At 41.6% G+C, this 19189-nt stretch carries 25 protein-coding genes; 3 read left to right on the forward strand and 22 right to left on the reverse strand.

Annotated elements, in window-relative coordinates; genetic code table 11:
• Window positions 1-7: 7 nt before the first annotated feature.
• From rplV to ADH81_RS03660, 20 genes are all read right to left on the reverse strand, one after another.
• Window positions 8-352: a 50S ribosomal protein L22 gene (rplV, locus tag ADH81_RS03570; RefSeq protein ID WP_000818137.1), complete on the reverse strand. Its 345-nt coding sequence runs from the start codon at window positions 350-352 to the stop codon at window positions 8-10.
• Window positions 353-363: 11 nt separating this feature from the next.
• Window positions 364-645, reverse strand: a complete 282-nt coding sequence (gene rpsS / locus ADH81_RS03575; protein WP_000533766.1) for a 30S ribosomal protein S19 — start codon at window positions 643-645, stop codon at window positions 364-366.
• A gap of 103 nt (window positions 646-748) precedes the next feature.
• Window positions 749-1582 (reverse strand): 50S ribosomal protein L2, encoded by an 834-nt coding sequence (gene rplB / locus ADH81_RS03580; RefSeq protein ID WP_000512914.1) that lies wholly within the window; start codon window positions 1580-1582, stop codon window positions 749-751.
• 17 nt (window positions 1583-1599) lie between these two features.
• A complete protein-coding gene (locus ADH81_RS03585) occupies window positions 1600-1896 on the reverse strand; it encodes a 50S ribosomal protein L23 (protein ID WP_001055347.1) in 297 nt (98 codons plus the stop codon).
• On the reverse strand, window positions 1896-2519 hold the full coding sequence (gene rplD / locus ADH81_RS03590) for a 50S ribosomal protein L4 (RefSeq protein ID WP_000024549.1): 624 nt from the start codon (window positions 2517-2519) through the stop codon (window positions 1896-1898). Before rplD ends, ADH81_RS03585 begins: the two co-directional genes overlap by 1 nt.
• A 24-nt stretch (window positions 2520-2543) precedes the next feature.
• On the reverse strand, window positions 2544-3170 hold the full coding sequence (gene rplC, locus ADH81_RS03595) for a 50S ribosomal protein L3 (RefSeq protein WP_000160197.1): 627 nt from the start codon (window positions 3168-3170) through the stop codon (window positions 2544-2546).
• Window positions 3171-3252: 82 nt separating this feature from the next.
• Entirely contained in the window at window positions 3253-3561 is a 309-nt protein-coding gene (rpsJ, locus tag ADH81_RS03600; RefSeq protein ID WP_001284513.1) for a 30S ribosomal protein S10, read from the reverse strand.
• Between the two features lie 264 nt (window positions 3562-3825).
• The gene (locus tag ADH81_RS03605; RefSeq protein WP_049526522.1) at window positions 3826-4449 is read right to left on the reverse strand and encodes a uridine kinase family protein; all 624 of its coding nucleotides are present in this window, start codon (window positions 4447-4449) and stop codon (window positions 3826-3828) included.
• Window positions 4446-5042, reverse strand: coding sequence for an anaerobic ribonucleoside-triphosphate reductase activating protein (gene nrdG / locus ADH81_RS03610; protein WP_049526523.1), 597 nt, complete (start codon window positions 5040-5042; stop codon window positions 4446-4448). The genes ADH81_RS03605 and nrdG overlap by 4 nt, the downstream gene beginning before the upstream one ends.
• Window positions 5043-5047: 5 nt before the next feature.
• On the reverse strand, window positions 5048-5548 hold the full coding sequence (locus ADH81_RS03615) for a GNAT family N-acetyltransferase (protein ID WP_049526525.1): 501 nt from the start codon (window positions 5546-5548) through the stop codon (window positions 5048-5050).
• Window positions 5549-5586: 38 nt separating this feature from the next.
• On the reverse strand, window positions 5587-5727 hold the full coding sequence (locus ADH81_RS11285) for a hypothetical protein (RefSeq protein ID WP_000521611.1): 141 nt from the start codon (window positions 5725-5727) through the stop codon (window positions 5587-5589).
• Window positions 5728-5738: 11 nt separating this feature from the next.
• A complete protein-coding gene (gene nrdD / locus ADH81_RS03625; protein ID WP_049526526.1) occupies window positions 5739-7946 on the reverse strand; it encodes an anaerobic ribonucleoside-triphosphate reductase in 2208 nt (735 codons plus the stop codon).
• Window positions 7947-8064: 118 nt separating this feature from the next.
• Window positions 8065-9618: a damage-inducible protein CinA gene (locus tag ADH81_RS03630; protein ID WP_049526528.1), complete on the reverse strand. Its 1554-nt coding sequence runs from the start codon at window positions 9616-9618 to the stop codon at window positions 8065-8067.
• Between the two features lie 44 nt (window positions 9619-9662).
• The gene (locus ADH81_RS11530; RefSeq protein ID WP_261673714.1) at window positions 9663-9797 is read right to left on the reverse strand and encodes a hypothetical protein; all 135 of its coding nucleotides are present in this window, start codon (window positions 9795-9797) and stop codon (window positions 9663-9665) included.
• 89 nt (window positions 9798-9886) lie between these two features.
• Window positions 9887-11803, reverse strand: coding sequence for a tRNA uridine-5-carboxymethylaminomethyl(34) synthesis enzyme MnmG (gene mnmG, locus ADH81_RS03635; RefSeq protein ID WP_049526530.1), 1917 nt, complete (start codon window positions 11801-11803; stop codon window positions 9887-9889).
• On the reverse strand, window positions 11793-12224 hold the full coding sequence (locus ADH81_RS03640; RefSeq protein ID WP_049526532.1) for an NUDIX hydrolase: 432 nt from the start codon (window positions 12222-12224) through the stop codon (window positions 11793-11795). Before ADH81_RS03640 ends, mnmG begins: the two co-directional genes overlap by 11 nt.
• Window positions 12225-12232: 8 nt before the next feature.
• Window positions 12233-12688: an NUDIX hydrolase gene (locus tag ADH81_RS03645; RefSeq protein WP_049526534.1), complete on the reverse strand. Its 456-nt coding sequence runs from the start codon at window positions 12686-12688 to the stop codon at window positions 12233-12235.
• Window positions 12689-12835: 147 nt separating this feature from the next.
• Window positions 12836-13447, reverse strand: a complete 612-nt coding sequence (locus ADH81_RS03650) for a MarC family protein (protein ID WP_049526536.1) — start codon at window positions 13445-13447, stop codon at window positions 12836-12838.
• 19 nt (window positions 13448-13466) lie between these two features.
• A complete protein-coding gene (gene mnmA / locus ADH81_RS03655; RefSeq protein ID WP_049526538.1) occupies window positions 13467-14588 on the reverse strand; it encodes a tRNA 2-thiouridine(34) synthase MnmA in 1122 nt (373 codons plus the stop codon).
• A 197-nt stretch (window positions 14589-14785) separates the two neighbouring features.
• On the reverse strand, window positions 14786-15412 hold the full coding sequence (locus ADH81_RS03660; RefSeq protein WP_049526540.1) for a LysM peptidoglycan-binding domain-containing protein: 627 nt from the start codon (window positions 15410-15412) through the stop codon (window positions 14786-14788).
• A gap of 241 nt (window positions 15413-15653) precedes the next feature.
• On the opposite strand from ADH81_RS03660, the gene sdaAB reads away from it, so the two are divergent.
• From sdaAB to ADH81_RS03675, 3 genes are read left to right on the forward strand one after another with little or no spacing between them, the layout of a single operon-like run.
• The gene (gene sdaAB, locus ADH81_RS03665) at window positions 15654-16325 is read left to right on the forward strand and encodes an L-serine ammonia-lyase, iron-sulfur-dependent subunit beta (protein ID WP_049526542.1); all 672 of its coding nucleotides are present in this window, start codon (window positions 15654-15656) and stop codon (window positions 16323-16325) included.
• Window positions 16326-16333: 8 nt separating this feature from the next.
• Window positions 16334-17206 carry an L-serine ammonia-lyase, iron-sulfur-dependent, subunit alpha gene (gene sdaAA, locus ADH81_RS03670; protein ID WP_049526544.1) on the forward strand — a complete coding sequence of 291 codons (873 nt, stop codon included), beginning with the start codon at window positions 16334-16336 and terminating at the stop codon, window positions 17204-17206.
• 23 nt (window positions 17207-17229) lie between these two features.
• The gene (locus ADH81_RS03675) at window positions 17230-17871 is read left to right on the forward strand and encodes an HAD hydrolase-like protein (protein WP_049526545.1); all 642 of its coding nucleotides are present in this window, start codon (window positions 17230-17232) and stop codon (window positions 17869-17871) included.
• Window positions 17872-17958: 87 nt separating this feature from the next.
• Here the strand turns inward: ADH81_RS03675 and ADH81_RS03680 are convergent, their stop codons facing one another.
• Window positions 17959-18375: a DUF805 domain-containing protein gene (locus tag ADH81_RS03680; RefSeq protein WP_049526546.1), complete on the reverse strand. Its 417-nt coding sequence runs from the start codon at window positions 18373-18375 to the stop codon at window positions 17959-17961.
• A 152-nt stretch (window positions 18376-18527) separates the two neighbouring features.
• A complete protein-coding gene (locus ADH81_RS03685; protein WP_049526548.1) occupies window positions 18528-18953 on the reverse strand; it encodes a DUF805 domain-containing protein in 426 nt (141 codons plus the stop codon).
• Window positions 18954-19189 lie beyond the last annotated feature (236 nt).

Consider the following 19189-nt stretch of genomic DNA (forward strand, 5'->3'; position numbering starts at 1 on the left):
TACCTCCTTATTTTTCTGCAACAGCTACAGTGATGTGAGCTGTACGTTTGTTGATTGGTGAAGCTGAACCTTTCGCACGTGGACGGAAACGTTTCATAGTTGGTCCTTCGTTTGCGAATGCTTCAGATACTACCAAGTTAGCTTTATCCAAACCAAAGTTGTTTTCAGCGTTAGCTACAGCTGAGTTCAAAACTTTCAAGATGATTTCAGCAGCTTTGTTTGGAGTGAATGTCAAAATTGCGATTGCATCGGCTACGCTTTTACCACGGATGTTGTCAAGAACAAGACGTGATTTACGAGGTGAAACACGTACTGTGCGAGCCATTGCTTTAGCTGAAGTAATTTCTGCCATTTATGTTCTCCTTATTTTCTACGTGTCTTCTTGTCGTCTGCGGCGTGACCTTTGTAAGTACGAGTTGGTGCGAATTCACCAAGTTTGTGACCTACCATGTCTTCTTGGATGTAAACAGGTACATGTTTACGTCCATCATAAACTGCGATAGTGTAACCAATGAAACTTGGGAAAATCGTTGAACGACGTGACCAAGTTTTGATAACTTTTTTCTTTTCGTCGTTAGCTTGAGCTTCAACTTTTTTCATCAAATGCTCATCGACGAAAGGTCCTTTTTTAAGACTGCGTCCCATTTTTATATTTTCTCCTTTAAATTTTGTACCACAGCGGCTTGCGCTCACAAGGAGCGCTACCGAGCTGGCGGAATTTCTAGTTGCCTAAGCGACTAGTTTTAAATTATTTCTCGTTGCGACGACGAACGATAAGTTTGTCAGATTTCGCTTTCTTGTTACGAGTTTTAAGACCAAGAGCAGGTTTGCCCCATGGAGTAGATGGTGCTTTACGACCAACTGGTGCTTTACCTTCACCACCACCGTGTGGGTGATCGTTAGGGTTCATTACAGAACCACGAACTGTTGGGCGGATACCTTTCCAACGGCTACGTCCTGCTTTACCAAGGTTTACAAGTCCATGTTGTTCGTTTCCGACAACACCAACTGTAGCACGACAAGTTCCAAGAATCATACGAACTTCGCCTGATTGAAGACGAACAAGAACGTATTTACCTTCTTGTCCCAATACTTGAGCAGAAGCTCCAGCAGCACGAACCAATTCACCACCACGACCTGGTTTCAACTCAATGTTGTGAACCAAAGTACCAACTGGGATGTTAGCAAGTGGAAGAGCGTTACCTACTTTGATATCTGCTTCAGGACCTGAAACGATACGTTGACCAACTTCAAGACCTTTTGGAGCGATGATGTATGCTTTCACACCGTCAGTGTAGTGCACAAGAGCGATGTTTGCAGAACGGTTTGGATCGTACTCGATAGTTTTAACAACTGCTTCAACGTTATCTTTGTTACGTTTAAAGTCAACCAAACGGTAGAAGCGTTTGTGTCCACCACCTTGGTGACGAACAGTGATACGACCGTTGTTGTTACGACCAGCCTTGTTCTTCAAAGCAACAAGCAAAGTTTTTTCTGGTGTGCTTGTTGTGATTTCAGCGAAATCCAAAGAAGTCATATTACGGCGACCGTTTGTTGTTGGTTTATAAACACGAATTCCCACGATATTTCCTCCTTAGATTATTCAGCTTCAGCAGCGAACAACTCGATTGCTTTTGAATCAGCTGTAAGTGTGATGATAGCTTTTTTAGTTTTGTTAGTAAAACCAGTGTAACGTCCAACACGTTTAGCTTTAGGTTTTACGTTGATTGTGTTAACATTTGCAACTTTAACACCTTCGAAAGCAGCTTCAACAGCTTGCTTGATCAAAAGTTTGTGCGCACGTGTGTCAACTTCAAATACATATTTTCCTGCTTCAAGTTGAGCCATTGAGCTTTCAGTGATTACAGGTTTTTTGATAACATCATACAAATTCATTATGCAAGAACCTCCTCGATTTTAGAGATAGCTGCTTGAGTAACAAGAAGTTTGTCACTATTTGCGATGTCAAGAACACTTGCAGTTGTAGCAGTCGCAACTTTCACGTTTGGAAGGTTACGAGCTGAAAGAGCTGCGAATTCGTTTCCTTCTTCAAGAATAACAAGGACTTTAGAATCGATGCTCAAAGCTGCAAGAACTTTTGCAAATTCAGCAGTTTTTGGAGCTGTAAATTCAAGAGAATCAACGGCTACAAATTTGTTTTCAGCAACTTTTTCTGAGTAAACAGATTTTAGTGCAAGGCGACGAACTTTTTGAGGAAGTTTGTACGCATAGCTACGTGGAGTTGGTCCGAAGACGATTCCACCACCACGCCATTGTGGAGAGCGGATAGAACCTTGACGAGCACGTCCAGTTCCTTTTTGACGCCATGGTTTGCGTCCGCCACCTGAAACGGCTGAACGGTTTTTAACAGCGTGAGTTCCTTGACGAAGGCTAGCACGTTGGCTGATGATGACATCAAACACAACAGATTGGTTTGGTTCGATACCAAAGATTGCATCGTTAAGAACAACTTCGCCCGCTTGTTTACCAGTTTGGTCGAATAATGTTACATTTGCCATTTTGACTGTATTCCCCTTTCCTTATTATTTACCAGCTTTAACTGCTGATTTGATAGTGATAAGAGATTTCTTAGCACCTGGTACGTTACCTTTGATAAGAATAACGTTCTTTTCTGGAACAACTTGTACAACTTCAAGGTTTTGAATTGTTACACGGTCGCCACCCATACGTCCTGCAAGGTTTTTACCTTTGAATACGCGGTTAGGTGCAACAGGTCCCATAGAACCTGGACGACGGTGGTAACGAGAACCGTGAGCCATAGGTCCACGTGATTGTCCGTGGCGTTTGATAACACCTTGGAAACCTTTACCTTTAGAAGTACCAGTTACGTCAACAACGTCTCCAGCTGCGAATGTTTCAACTGTGATTTCAGCACCAACTTCCAAGCCTTCAACGTTTTTGAATTCACGAATGAAGCGCTTAGGAGCCGTGTTAGCTTTTGCTACATGTCCTTTAGCAGGTTTGTTGCTCAATACTTCGCGTTTATCATCGAAACCAACTTGGATAGCGTTGTATCCGTCTGTTTCAACAGTTTTAACTTGAAGAACAACGTTTGGAGTTGCTTCAATAACTGTTACAGGGATCAATTCGCCAGCTTCAGTGAAGATTTGAGTCATTCCCACTTTTTTCCCTAAGATTCCTTTTGTCATGAGAAAATAGTTCCTTTTCTATATTTTTTATTCAAAAAGTTTTTAACGAGCGTTTTTTATGCTCAAGGTATCAAGCTTTAAATTAAAGTTTGATTTCTACGTTTACACCACTTGGAAGATCCAATTTCATCAAAGCGTCAACTGTTTTTTGAGTTGGGTTAACGATATCGATCAAACGTTTGTGTGTACGCATTTCAAATTGTTCGCGAGAGTCTTTGTATTTGTGAGTCGCACGAATGATTGTGTAGAGGCTACGCTCAGTTGGAAGTGGGATTGGACCCGCAACTTGTGCACCTGTACGAGTAGCTGATTCTACGATTTTTGCAGCCGCTGTGTCAAGCGTACGGTGTTCGTAAGCTTTCAAACGGATACGGATTTTTTTGTTTGCCATCTTTTTCTCCTTTTCGTCTATTTAAGATAATAGGCTAGCTCCACAAGAAAACCGACGCGCGTTGCGTGGCAATGCAACCGAGCGTGTCGCAACCTCTTGCATCAAAGCTAAAGCTGTAATTTACAGCACCATAATAGAATAACACAAAGCCCCTGCGATTGCAAGGGATTTGACAGGTTTTTTTAAATTTTTTAAATGAAACTGTTTTCTTGTTCCATTTTAATGAATTTGCATATTTAAGTGCTGGATTTTCTGACTTTTCTTCTATATATAGTTAGTTTTAATTTGAAATTTATCATCTGATTGATCTACCAAGATATCAGCTCTTGACTCGGTTTCTTTATAGTATTGTAGATACTGCTCCCGTCTCATCTGCTGACTAGCTAATATAAAGGATGCATCACGATTTCTCACAGTCGTATCTCGAGCTAGTCGTCTCTTTAATTCAGTCTCCTCATCCGTGTAGAAACAAATGGTTTTGTCAAAGAGTTCCTTGGGTAGAAAACCCACAGACATCCCTTCGACAATCAAAATCTTTTTTTCTCCAGATAAGATCTCACTAGTTTTCCAAGGTTCTTCTATTGTCAAGACATCCATACCCGCTTGCAGAGCAAGAATATCTCTTTGTAAACTTGCCAGCTCATGTGCTACCGGTAAACATGCTGTCACCTTTTGGTCTGGTGTCTCTTTAGGTACCACTAAATATCGTCCCGAAGTAATGTAGGGATCTGTCTCTAGTAAATTTACCTTTTGGGAATCAAGTTCTTGGTACAATTCTTGAGCAAAAGTTGATTTTCCTGAAGCTCCATGACCGTAGATCCCTAGCGTCCTAATTCTTCCTGAGTCTATTTCTGAGACCAGTTGCTCTATTAAGTCTTTTTTCTTCATTCTCTCTTCACCTGTTCATAGCTTTCTTTTCCATCGTTAAGCTTTTCCCAAATAATGACTTCCCCGCTTTTAAGAGATTTTTGAACATCGATAATCCGCTGGTTAGAAGAGCCTCGGAACTGGAGCATGAGATTGCGCTTGCTTTTGTCATACCGACCATCGACTAAGATATCAATCATGGATAAAAGTTCTAGTTTATCTGGAGTTTCTAACAGCATTTCTTCCCAGGTATATCCTGTCCAAGACCAGATATCTTTATCTGGCAATTCTTTTCGAATGCGTTTGACTAGGGGCAAGAGGATTCCTGTATTTAGGAAGGGTTCTCCTCCTAATAAAGTCAATCCTTGAACATAAGGCTGAGCCAAGTCTGCCATGATTTGTTCTTCTAACTCTGGCGTATATGGGATACCAGCATTGAAAGACCAGGTTGCAACATTATAACAGCCCTCACAGTGAAACATACAACCTGCTACGTAAAGGGAGTTGCGCACCCCTTCTCCATCCACAAAGTTAAAAGCCTTATAGTCAATGATACGCCCCTGACTGAGTTCTTCACTTTTCCACTCGCCTGGTTTTGGTGTATTCCATGTCATGCTGTCTACTCCAAGTCTATCCAATAGCGCTCTGTTCCGTTTCGAACATCCTCATAAACACCACCGTTAGCTAAAATAACAGCTCGGCTGGCAGGATTTTCTGTGCTACAAGTCACAAGCGCTCGTTTGATATTCTTTCCCTTAGCAACTTGTAGACCTTGTCGGAGGGATTCTTTCGCATAACCCTTACCTCTTTCAGATGGACGAATGGAATAGCCAATGTGGCCAGCATAATTCAGCAAGCCCTCATTCAGTCTCAATCGCAGATTCAAAAATCCTAGAGCTCGACCTACAGCATCAAATGATACAAATTGAATAGAAGGAACACGATTTTCAGGCAAATTTATTCCCATTTCTTTTTGCATATTTGTCTCCAGCCACTCTTCGTAAACAAAACCCTCAGCATCCCAAAATCCACCATCGTGGACTGATTGGTTCTTTTCAAACTCTGACATCATCTCTAAAATTGTTTCTTTATCTGCCAATCCTGGTCTGCGTAGTTCCATATTCCCCTCCCCGCTATAAGAAAAGTGAGAGGCAACTCTCACTTTTTCTTGTTTTTGTTTAAAAATTGTTCTCTAAGGCTAGCTACTCGGTCTTTTTTATTGACTCCACCCTTTGAATGTTTTTCGTGGAATCGTTGAACCAAGGCCTTGCCCTTATCATCTAATTGATATTTTCCCATTCTATCTCTTTCTAATTTCTTACTTCATGTCCTGCTGCTTTGATAGTAGAACCGTTCATGTGTTTCACACGCGCAGCAATTTCCTTGTGACGTCCGTTAACCATTGGACGAGCTTGAGGATTTCCTAGATAGCCACAGGTCCGTTTGACAACATCTACTGTTTTAGGGTCGCTATTGCCACAGTTAGGACATGCAAAACCTCTCTCAGTTGGATCAAAGTCTCCTTCGAAATCACACTTGTAGCAACGATCAATCGGAGTATTAGTTCCTAGATAACCTACTCGATCATAAGCATAGTCCCAAACAGCTTCCAAGGCCTTTGGATTTTGTTGAAGAACTGGGTACTCACAGTAATGGATAAAGCCACCTGATGCACCCGCTTCTGGATAAACCTTCTCGAAGTCCAATTTTTCAAAAGGAGTTGGATTTTTTCGCACATCATAATGGAAGGAATTTGTGTAGTACTCTTTATCCGTTATATCTGGAATAGAACCGAATTTCTCTGTATCCAAACGACAGAAACGGTCCGTTAAACTTTCAGATGGAGTTGAGTAGATTGAGAAGTGATATCCATATTGGTCTGACCACTCTTCTACTCGATGTTTCATATCTCGAATGATATCAAGGGTGAATTCTTTAGCTTCTGGATTGGTTTCCCAATTGTTGCCAAAGAAGACTGTCGCTACTTCATAAAGTCCAATGTAGCCAAGCGAAACTGTGGAACGTCTATTCTTAAAGAGCTCATCGACACTTTCTTCTTTCCCAAGACGACGACCAAAAGCTCCGTATTGATAAAGGATAGGCGCATTAGCTGGAGTTGCTTCCTTGGTCCGCTCTACACGATAGACCAGTGCATCTTCTGCGATATTCATCCGCTCATTGAAGATTTCCCAGAACTTGTTCAGGTCGCCTTCAGACTCGAGGGCGATACGAGGAAGATTGACTGTTACCACACCTAGGTTCATACGACCAGAATTGACTTCTACTCCATTTTCATCCTTCCAGCCTTGAAGAAATGATCGACAACCCATAGGAACCTTGAAAGAACCTGTCAGCTCGACAATCTTATCATAAGACAAGACATCTGGATACATGCGTTTAGTTGCGCATTCAAGTGCTAACTGCTTGATATCGTAGTTAGGCGAACCTTCCTCTAAGTTAAGATCTCTTTTAAGAGTGAAGATGAGTTTAGGGAAGATAGCTGTACGGTGTTCTGAACCAAGCCCCTTGATACGAATGTTCAGGATTGCCTTTTGAATTTCTCGTTCAAAACGATTGGTTCCTAGACCGAAACCAAGGGAAGTAAAGGGTGTTTGCCCATTTGAAGTGAAGAGGGTATTGATTTCATACTCCAATGATTGCATAGCATCATAGATGTCTTTTTGGGTTTTCTTCCAAGCATATTCTTCGCGTTTATCAGGTAGAACCCATTCCTCTGCATCTTTGAGGTGCTTTTGGTAATTTTTCTCTGCATAAGGAGCCAAGACTTCATCAATACGGTCTGCTGAACATCCCCCATACTGACTTGATGCAACGTTGGCGATGATTTGTGATATCTGAGCAGTCGCAGTCTGAATAGACTTAGGACTCTCTACCTCAGCATTCCCAATCTTAAAACCATTTTCCAACATGCCCTTGAAATCAATCAGACAGCAGTTGGTCATCGGGGTGTAAGGGCTATAGTCCAAATCGTGATAGTGGATATCCCCTTTTTGGTGGGCATTAGCCACATGCTTAGGAAGCATTTGAAGACCGATTGATTTCCCAACAATCCCCGCCGTCAAATCACGCTGGGTATTAAAAACATCACTATCTTTATTAGCATTCTCATTGACAACTGCCTGGTCTTTGTTGAGAAGTTTATGGATACTGAAATTGATATCTGTTGCTTTTGAGCGCTCAAAATCCCTTTGAGTTCGGTAAGTGATATATTCCTCTGCCAAGGCATATTCTTTAGCTTCCAATAACTCATGTTCTACGATATTTTGGATTTCATAGATTTTTACACCTTGAGGAAAGCGACTATGAATCTCTTCTACAATACGTTCAACTAGAGTATTAAGACGCTTTTCGACCAAGGGGGTTACATCCATGACTTTTTCCGCAGCCTTATGCAAGGCTTTGTCAATCTTGTCTACATCAAAAATGACGCGTCTACCGTCGCGCTTTTCAACGAATAAGGTTGGATCAGGGTTTGTTTTCTCTTCTAATACAATCATATCCAGGCTCTTTTCTTAAATTTTCTTTCTTAAAGTATTATATCACTATAAAAATAAAAATCAATATCTAGTGTCAAAATTCATATTTTCATAAAATTTACACTAGATATTGATTATTTTATTTTAATTTGTAAAGTTTAAAGTCTTTGAATTCACTTTGAACTGGTTGATAACTTTCTGCTAGAAGCTGTTCTACTTCTGTCCACAGAGCTGTTTTGGTATTGACCACAATCACTTTAGGCTGATTATCACGTAAATCATTGACAAGTTTGCTACGATTTGCATCCAGGCCAGTATATAATTTTGGTGATAGCAACTGACTAGCTGCTAAACGTTCACTAGTCTTATAACCATTAGTAAGATCATCCCATATATAAATACGATCTGTTGCCTGTGTTTGTCCTTTAACCGTAGTTTCTATACGAGTTCGTTCTTGATATTGTTCTGAGTGAAGAACATAACGGGCGACCAGAGGAGCCAAAAATAGGTAGGTCAAAGCTAACACTGGCAAATAGACATTACCCTGAAGAAATATTGCCCATATTGAAGGAACTTCTCGATGTCTTCTACGGCGATTGGCTCCTTCTAATTCCCCAGTTCGAATGTGAGTCAATAGAAGAATGGACAAGAACGGAAGAAAAGTAGCTAGACGACTACCGTGAATCGGTTCTGTAGAGAAAATTTCCAATCCTAGTAACAATAAGATAGCTACTGAAGCAAAAATAGATAAGACATATTGCTTGCTTGGCTTAGACTGAAAAAGCCCTGTAAATACGAATCTTAATCCTCCAAGACCAATTGTTAATAATCCATAAAAAAGGAGGTTGTCTAGCAAGGCTGGATTGGACATAAACTTCAAACTATCTACTGGATAGAGAATTTGACTAATAGCATTCCCGAAACTCCCGTTATAAGCCGTATAGTAACCAATTGGATAAAAGAAAAGTGAGAACCCAAGACCAGCTGCAAAGAATTGATAGAACCCATGAACCAAGCGACCACGTCCGATATTAAAGGCTAATAAGGCTAAAAACAAGACAAGAGTATATAGAACTGCGACTAGAGGGGCCAAGAAGAAGGCAAGCGCCAAACTCATCCCGATACGCACAAAACCTTTGTCATGATTATACTCTACCAAATACCTTGTTACTAAACTAAGAGCGTAAAACAGAAATGGAAGGGCCAAAATGGTGGCATAACCACCGCCAAAGCTAAGTCCTCCAACAAGAAGATAAAAGATGGTCAACACTTGTTGCGACTGCTTGTTCTCCTCCGTCAAGGTATAAGTTGAACGGAAAAGAAAAATCCCAGCACCCACTAGAGCAAGCCAAGTAAAGGCTGCAAACAAAATACTACCCTTGCTTAGATACTGTAAAAAGTAATAGAGAAGACCACTCGTTCCAAAATAGTCTGTGTAGATATCTCCCCCCTGGTGCATCGCCCATCCCATATAAAAATCTTGTGCCTGCTCTGGGCTAGTTAGTCCTAGCAAAAAAGGAAGAACTACAGATACAAGTACAACTAGAGTGCTCCAGATTAGGATCTTAAATAATGGTAAGGGAGCAAATGAACTTGGTTCATCCTCGAAGCGCTCCTCTCTCCCAACTAAATCATCCTGAATTCCCGTCCAAGATGGAGTTGGTTCCTCTTCTAATCTGCCATATACGTTCATTCATTCTCTCCTATGTTTTAATTTGTTCTAGTATATCAAAAAGTCTAAAGCTTGTCAGCCTGTGGTGGCCATTTGTCTAACTTTTGACAGAGACTAGCGAAGCGTTCAATCTCATAAAAACGATGATAGGAAGCATTTTTATAGTGGTCTAAAAAATTTTTTTCTTCTACCGTCAGCATAATCATTCCTCCTTTTCTCTTTATTCGAAAATAGAGGACGATTCTATCAAAAAAGCTGAATTTCCAAAAGAGAATTCAGCGCTTTGTTTCTAATCAGCTTTCTTTTCTAAATTTTTCGAAATGCTTCGATTTTTACCTTCCAGATACACCATCAGAATGGAGATATCTGCTGGGTTAACTCCAGAAATACGGCTGGCTTGACCAATGGTTTCTGGATTAATGAGTTTGAACTTCTGACGAGCCTCTGTCGCAATGGAGTCAATATCATCCCAGTCGATGTTGGCTGGAATCCGTTTTTCTTCCATGCGTTTCATCTTAGCAACCTGATCCATGGCTTTTGAGATGTATCCTTCGTACTTGATTTCCGTTTCAATCAATTCGATAATTTTGTCATCCAATTCTTCAGCAGCAGGTCCGATGAAGGCAACCACATCTTGGTAAGAGACTTCTGGACGACGGAGGAACTCCTTGGCAGTGACTGCATCAGTCAATGGTTTGAATCCCATCGCTTCGACCTTGGCGTTAGTTTCCTTGACCGGCTTGAGTTTGATGCTGTCTAGGCGCTTCATCTCATTGTCAAATTGATTTTTCTTGATTTCAAAGCGAGCCCAGCGTTCATCGTCAACAAGCCCAATCTCGCGCCCCATCTCAGTTAAACGCATATCCGCATTGTCATGACGGAGGATGAGACGGTACTCAGCACGACTGGTCAAGAGACGGTAAGGTTCAATGGTACCCTTTGTTACCAAGTCGTCAATCATCACTCCGATATAACCGTCGCTTCGTTTCAGAATCAACTCAGGCTTACCTTGGATTTTCAGAGCCGCATTGATACCAGCGATAATCCCTTGGCCAGCTGCTTCTTCGTAACCTGACGTTCCATTGGTCTGACCAGCTGTGAAAAGTCCTGAGATTTTCTTGGTTTCCAGAGTCGCACGCAATTGATGAGGCAAGACCATGTCGTACTCGATAGCATAACCAGTTCGCATCATCTCTGCATTTTCCAAACCTTTGATGGAATGTACCAAGTCACGTTGCACATCCTCAGGAAGGCTGGTTGAGAGACCTTGGACATATACTTCTTCTGTATTGCGTCCTTCTGGCTCAAGGAAGAGTTGGTGGCGTTCCTTGTCCGCAAAACGCACAATTTTATCCTCAATCGATGGACAGTAACGAGGCCCCACTCCCTTGACCACACCTGTAAACATAGGCGCACGGTGGAGGTTGTTTTGGATAATCTCATGACTAGTACCATTTGTGTAGGTCAACCAGCATGGAACTTGGTCCTTGACATAATCTTCGTCACGTGAAGTGTATGAGAAGTGATTAGGCGCTTCGTCTCCTGGCTGGATTTCTGTCACATCGTAGTTGATAGAGGAAGCCTTGACACGTGGAGGCGTTCCTGTCTTGAAACGACCGATTTCGAGGCCGAGTTCCTTGAGATTATCAGCTAGATTAATAGAAGCTAGGCTGTGATTTGGACCCGATGAGTACTTGAGGTCTCCGATGATGATTTCCCCACGGAGGGCAGTCCCTGTTGTCACGATAACAGCCTTAGCTCCATACTCTTGATGGGTCGCAGTACGCACACCGACAACCTTGCCATCTTCCACCAAAATCTCATCAATCATAGTTTGACGTAGGGTTAGATTTTCTTGGTTTTCAACTGTCTTGCGCATTTCCTTAGAGTAGAGCTCCTTGTCAGCTTGCGCACGAAGGGCACGAACAGCTGGACCTTTCCCAGTGTTAAGCATCTTCATCTGGATGTAAGTCTTGTCAATGGTCTTGGCCATTTCACCACCAAGGGCGTCGACTTCGCGCACGACAATCCCCTTGGCAGAACCACCGATAGAGGGATTACATGGCATGAAAGCCAACATTTCAATGTTAATAGTCGCAAGTAAGACCTTGCAACCCATACGGCTAGCTGCTAGAGAGGCTTCTACTCCCGCATGCCCAGCACCGATTACAATAATATCGTATTCTTCTGTAAAATTATAAGTCATTTCTTAACCTTTCAAAAATTTCTCGCAAATAAGGAACTAACTTTTCCTCCTCTAGAGCTTGATCCATAGCAACCCATTTAAAGTGCGTATGCTCTTCAGGATCTAATCTGATAATTGGCTTCTCCCCAACCCACTCTGCTTTATAAACTAAGCGAGTAAAGACAGTATCCTTAGAGGTATCCAGTTGACTATCTTCGTGAAGAAGTTTGAGCGAACTGCTGTCTAGCCTAACTCCCGCTTCTTCAATACATTCTCTAAGAGCTCCATCTCGCGGAAGTTCACCCTTTTCAACCCCGCCACCAGGAATATCCCAGTAAGTTGGATAAACGTTGGGTTGTCCTCTTTTAATTTCCGAACGCTGAATGAGTAAATAATCACCACCACTATGAACAAGTACATGGGCAATAAGCTTAACCATCATTTTCTCTCCTATTCGTTAAGATGGATGTGTCGTAATTGTCCGTCCCAATTTGGCAGGGCTGTTTTCAAAAAGGCTGGAACTAGCTGAATATCCTCAAGCTTGTCCAAATCAATCCACTCACAGGGCTGCATTTTCTCATCTTCCTGCATGGTCAATGGGGCATCCTCAAGTAAGTCCACTAAATAATGAAACTCGATGTTGTGATAATAGACGCCGTCTTCTTCAAAACGATTTTCAACCACGAAAGCTAGTTGTCCAGCTTGAGCTTTGACACCCAGTTCTTCCCTCACTTCACGGACTACCGCATCTTCCGTTCTCTCATTGACTTGAATCGCACCACCAATAGTGTAATACTTGCCCTTGTCTTTGGTAACTAGAAGCTTGTGATTTTGGACAATCAAGGCTGTAGCCCGAACACCAAAAACAGTGTTTCCCACCTTTGTCCGAAAGTCTTGTTGAGTCATTTTTGCCCTTTCCTTTAAACGATACAAAAACAGTCAAAACTCGTAAGAAGTGCAGAACAAAAAGCCTGCAATATCCATGAGCTTTGACCATCATGACTATTGTTAAAGTTATTTTATCAAATCAAATCGTTTTGTCAATGCAAATCACTATTTGAGCAAGGTCTGCACACTGACGATAATCATCTGTATTCCTATCGAGAATAGTAAAAGTCCCATCATTTTTGTTATAATTTTCATCAAATTTTCTCCCAAGAAGCCTGCAATTTGTTTTGCACTTCTTAACAGGAGATAAGTGATGACACATAGTAGAGCAAAAGCAACTACGGTCATCAGTTGATTCTGCAAACCTCCATTAGCCAGACTTAAAGCAGTTGTAATTGTACCTGGTCCTGCAAAAAGTGGCATTGCAAGAGGAGAAATAGCAATAGACATTGGATCTGAATTTACTGCTTGCTGCTCCATTCCTTTATAGCTGGGTGAATGATTACCATTAATCATATGATAACCGATAACGGCCACTAATATTCCACCAGCAATTCTGAAAGAAACAATTGTAATTCCAAATACTTTAAAAATGAAATCTCCTGAAAAGATAAAAACAGTTACAATAACAAAGGCAATCAAAAGACTCCTAAAAGCAATTTTTCGTGAAATTTTTTGACTATCATCTGCTACTAAAGCCATGTAAGCAGGAAGATTTGAAATTGGGTTCATTATAGCGAAAAATGCCATAAATGCATAAAAAAATTGAGAACTCATCGTTTTTACTTAACTCCAGTTAGACATACTGACAAACCTTGCCATCGCGGTAGGCATTATCAATCAAACCACCACCGAGACATTCTTCACCATCGTAAAAGACAACTGCCTGTCCTGGTGTAATGGCGCGTTGCGGTTCTGCGAAAATGACCTCTGCCTTGTCTCCTTTGACATGTACAGTCACCTTCGAGTCCGGCTGACGGTAGCGGAATTTAGCCGTACATTCGAGCGTAAATTCCTCTGGCATGTCACGAGTAAAGTGGACTTGACTCGCCTCTAGGCTAGTTGACATGAGCGAATCATGGTAGAAGCCTTGGCCGACATAGAGGATATTCTTGCTCAGGTCTTTTCCAACAACAAACCAAGGGGCATTGTCACCGCCGTGTTGTCCACCAATACCTAGGCCACCACGCTGACCAATCGTATAATACATCAGACCAGCATGTTCGCCCATATCACGTCCATCCACAGTCATCATGCGACCAGGCTGAGCTGGTAGGTAGTTGCTGAGAAATTCTTTAAAGTTCTTTTCTCCGATAAAGCAAATCCCTGTTGAGTCTTTCTTCTTAGCAGTCGCAAGGCCTGCTTCTTCTGCTAGTCTGCGAACTTCAAGTTTTTCCAAATGTCCCAAAGGGAACATGGTCTTTTGGAGTTGTTCTTGTGAAAGTTGGCTGAGGAAATAGGTCTGATCCTTGCCATTGTCCACGCCACGAAGCATGTGAACGATGCCATCCTCATCACGCGTCACACGGGCATAGTGCCCAGTCGCTACATAGTCTGCTCCCAAGGTCATGGCATAGTCCAAAAAGGCCTTGAACTTGATTTCCTTGTTACACATAACGTCTGGATTTGGCGTGCGTCCTGCACGGTATTCCGCTAGGAAATACTCAAAAACGCGGTCCCAGTACTCTTTTTCAAAATTGACAGAGTAGTAAGGAATGCCAATCTGATCTGCCACCGCAGCCACATCCTTGTAATCTTCGGTCGCCGTACAGACGCCGTTTTCATCTGTGTCGTCCCAGTTCTTCATGAAGATACCGATCACATCGTAGCCCTGTTCTTTGAGCAAGAGAGCCGTCACCGACGAATCAACACCACCACTCATCCCCACGACAACACGTGTTTTAGAGTTATCACTCATGGTAGTTCTCCCATCTATTCGTTTATTCACGATTGAAGGTCGTGTGTGCTTTAACGATTGAAGGTCGTTTGAGCAGTTTTCATTATAACATGCTTGGTTGGAGAAGACAAGAAAGATGACAGAGGCCTTCAATTAGGAAACACGAAAAAAGTCGAGGAAATCCCTCGACTTTTGCATCTTATTTTGTTCGTCAGTTCTTAGTACCAACCGTTGTTAAGCCAGAAGTTCTTAGCTGCAGTCCATGAACCGTAACGTCCTGCAACGTAGGCATCTGCTACACGTTCTTGGTTTTCAGCTGAGTAGTCACCGTTCAAGTATGAATCTGTCAATTGGTAACGTCCGATGTAACGTCCGTTTGTAGCTGCGTAACTACCGCCTGATTCTTTTTGAGCGATCCATTCTTTAGCTTCTGCTTCAGATCCGCTTACAGTTGAAGTTGATGCTGAAGTTTCTGTTGTAGCAACAGTTTCTTCTGCAACAGTTACGCTTGCTGCTGGTGCTTCATAAGTTGTTGTTTCAGTAGTTGCAGGTGCTGCTACTGGAGCTTCTGCTGTCGCAGCTGAAGTAGTTGAAGATGCTGGTGCTTCACCATCAATAACCAATACTTGGTCTACATAGATCAAATGAATATCTTTAATCTTATTTTTTTCTGCCAATTTTTCAACAGTTGTATTGTATTTTTCAGCGATTCCTGATAGAGTGTCACCTGATTTTACTGTGTAAGTTGTTGTTTCTTGTGCAAAAGTAAGTGATGGTGCAAGGAAAGCAAGCGCTGCTGCTACTCCTACAAGTCCTGTTTTAATTTTGTTAGTTGTTGATTTCATATTAAAAGATTCTCCTTCTTTCTTATATTTCCATCATACCCTACTATTATTACTGTTTCTTGACGGTTTTATGTAGAAATGTTACAAGACTATGTTTTATTTCACTTAAATAGCCTCTTTTTGTTACAAAAGGCTTGATTTTATAGGCTTTATGAGGATTTTAGATATTTTATCATGGAATTGAGCGCTTGCATCTAATCTTTGATATAATAGAGTTAAGAATCTTTTTAAGGGGAAACAGATGCAATCACTTCGTTTTCAATCTGTCTTTGATATCATTGGGCCAGTCATGATTGGCCCATCTAGTAGTCACACGGCAGGAGCTGTTCGTATCGGTAAAATCGTCTCTTCTATCTTTGACGACACTCCTACTGAAGTCGAGTTCCAACTTTTCAATTCTTTTGCCAAAACCTATCGCGGACATGGGACCGATCTTGCCCTCGTCGCTGGGATCTTAGGAATGGATACAGATGACCCTGAAATTCCTAACAGTCTGGAAATTGCCCACAAACGTGGTATCAAAATCGTATGGACCATCCAAAAGGATAGTAATGCTCCCCACCCAAACACCACGAAAATCACTGTGAAGAACGATCGTAAGACTATCAGTGTAACAGGAATCTCAATCGGTGGTGGTAACATCCAGGTGACAGAACTAAATGGCTTTGCCGTATCTCTCAACATGAACACCCCTACCATTATCATCGTTCATCAGGATGTACCTGGTATGATCGCTCATGTGACAGAGGCCTTATCGCGCTTTAATATTAACATCGCTCAAATGAATGTAACTCGAGAAAAAGCTGGTGAGAAAGCCATTATGATTATCGAAGTTGATAGCCGCAACTGTGAAGAATCTATCGAAGAAATTCGTAAAATTCCTCATTTGCATAATGTCAATTTCTTTCAATAGGAGAAAATATGTTTTACTCTATCAAAGAATTAGTCCAACAAGCTGAACTTGATTTTCAAGGCAATGTTGCTGAACTCATGATTAGGACTGAGTTTGAATTGACTGGACGCGAGCGCGAAGAAGTTCTCCTTCTCATGGAGCGCAACCTTGAAGTCATGAAGGCTTCTGTAGAACTTGGACTTAGCGAGAAGAAATCTCGTAGCGGCTTAACAGGTGGAGATGCTGCCAAGCTTGACCACTACATCAAAAAAGAAAAGACCCTATCAGACTTCACTGTCTTGTCTGCCGCCCGTAACGCCATTGCCGTTAATGAGCACAATGCCAAGATGGGTCTTGTTTGTGCGACACCAACCGCAGGTAGCGCAGGTTGTCTTCCTGCAGTTCTCACATCTGCTATTCAAAAACTCAATCTAACTCATGAACAACAACTAGACTTCTTATTCGCTGCAGGTGCTTTTGGACTCGTGATTGCTAACAACGCTTCTATCTCGGGAGCCGAAGGTGGCTGCCAGGCCGAAGTCGGTTCAGCTTCAGCCATGAGTGCCGCTGCCCTAACTCTAGCTGCAGGCGGAACGCCTTATCAAGCGAGTCAGGCTATCGCCTTCGTTATCAAAAACATGCTCGGCCTAATCTGTGATCCCGTTGCAGGTTTGGTTGAAGTTCCTTGTGTCAAGCGGAATGCCATGGGAGCAAGCTTTGCATTCATCGCAGCCGATATGGCTCTAGCTGGTATTGAATCCAAAATTCCAGTTGATGAGGTCATTGACGCCATGTATCAAGTAGGATCTAGCTTACCAACTGCCTTTCGTGAAACTGCTGAAGGGGGGCTCGCTGCCACACCGACAGGCCGTCGCCTTCAAAAAGAAATCTTCGGCGAATAATTTCATCATTATGAGGAGAATCAATGTCATCTATATCTGCTATCTTTTTTGACTTAGATGGAACACTTGTGGATAGTTCTATCGGAATTCACAATGGTTTCACCTATACCTTTGACCAACTTGGAGTTTCTAGTCCTGGTGCCAAAATTATTCGAGGTTTTATGGGGCCCCCACTAGAAACCAGCTTTGCTAGTTGTTTGCCGGCTGAGCAGATAGAGGAAGCCATCCAGCTCTATCGTTCTTATTATAAGGAAAAAGGTGTGTACGAAGCCCAACTCTTTCCACATATCAAAGATTTACTCGTAGAACTAGCTGAGCATTATCCTCTTTATATCACTACTACGAAGAATACACCAACCGCCGTTGACATGACTAGCAATTTTGGGATTGACCACTTTTTTGATGGCATTTATGGTTCAAGCCCTCAGGCCCTACACAAGGCTGATGTCATTCGTCAAGCTCTGGAAACTCATCATCTAACTCCCGAAACAGTCGTTATTATCGGAGATACCAAGTTTGATATGATTGGCGCCCAAGAAACCGGCATTAAAAAATTAGCGGTAACCTGGGGATTCGGTGAGGAGAAAGACCTCATGGACTATAATCCTGACTGGATTGCTCACCACCCAACAGACATTTTACACCATCTACAATTAAAACGCTAAAACAAAAGACTCCCAGCCTAAAAGTTAGGTTTGGGAGTTTTTTGTCTGGTCTTAATGAGGAGAATGACATTCCCCGTATTCGTCCAATTATTCAAAAGGGGAAACTTCTTCGCTTTCAACTTCTTTAGATCTATTGATTGTTACTATTTCTACTTCCTTACTTGGCATAGCTAGCAGAACTAATAGAGCAAAACGTCCGACCATTGGAACAAAGTGAAGGAAGATGAAAGCCCAGTGGAGGCCTGCATCACGTAAACGACGAACTTTTAGAGCAAGGCTAGGAATAAATAACACCATAAACAAAATGATATAAAGACTTAAGATAGCTACGCCTGAAATTGGGTCTATTTCTTTTCCGTCATTCAAAATCATTTGAAAATAGATAATATAAAGTGGGATGCAAAAAATATTATTCATCAACCAAACCCACCAATACTCTGGACGTGTTGAGCGTCCTACAAAATCTACATAACCTTTTAAAAAATTTATATAAGCCCTAAACAAGATATTTCTCCTTTTTAACAACTGTATACTATAAAGCAGCCTCATTGTTCTAAAACACTCCCAAATCTATTTTTAGATATGGGAGTGTTAGATATTTGCTTAACAATATAAAGAAAACTCTAAAACAGTTTCACTTGTAAAACCTGAACTTCTTAGTTTTTGTCTGATTCTTCGAATGGTGAAACTTCTACAACTTCTTCAGTTTCATTGATGGTTACTACTTCTACTTGTTTCGATGGCATGGCTAACAAAACTAAAAGAGCAAGAGGTCCAACCATCGGAATAAAAATGATAAAGATTAGAGCCCAGTGGAAACCAGCATCACGTAGTCGACGAACTGTCAAAGCTAACATAGGTAATATTAGGGCTAGCCCGAAAATCATGTAGATAATAGCAATTCCACCCAAGGCCATAAGAGCCGCCTCATTTCTTGGATTTGCGAGTGCCTTAAAATATACTGAGTAAAAAGGGACAAGGAGAATCATATTTCCTAGCCAAATCCACCAATACTCTGAGCGTGTTGAACGGCCTGTAAAATCTACATAACCTTTAAAGAAATTCTTATATGCGTTAATCATAAGTTACTCCCTATTTTTTTAATTCATACGAAATGAAAATGCAAGAACAAATTAGGAAGTTCGTTATAAACCATATCTAAGTACAGTCAAACGATGCAGACCTCATTTACTTTGATTTTCAAATAGTATAAATTTAGTTTACCATAAATGTTCAACAATGACAAGTTTGTTCAAAAAATTGGCTCTATAATATTTGTAGTGGGTAAATCCCCTATGGATCTTATGGAGCCTATTTT

The organism is Streptococcus pseudopneumoniae, from assembly GCF_001072925.1.
In the GTDB taxonomy this organism is placed as follows: Bacteria; Bacillota; Bacilli; order Lactobacillales; family Streptococcaceae; genus Streptococcus; species Streptococcus pseudopneumoniae_Q.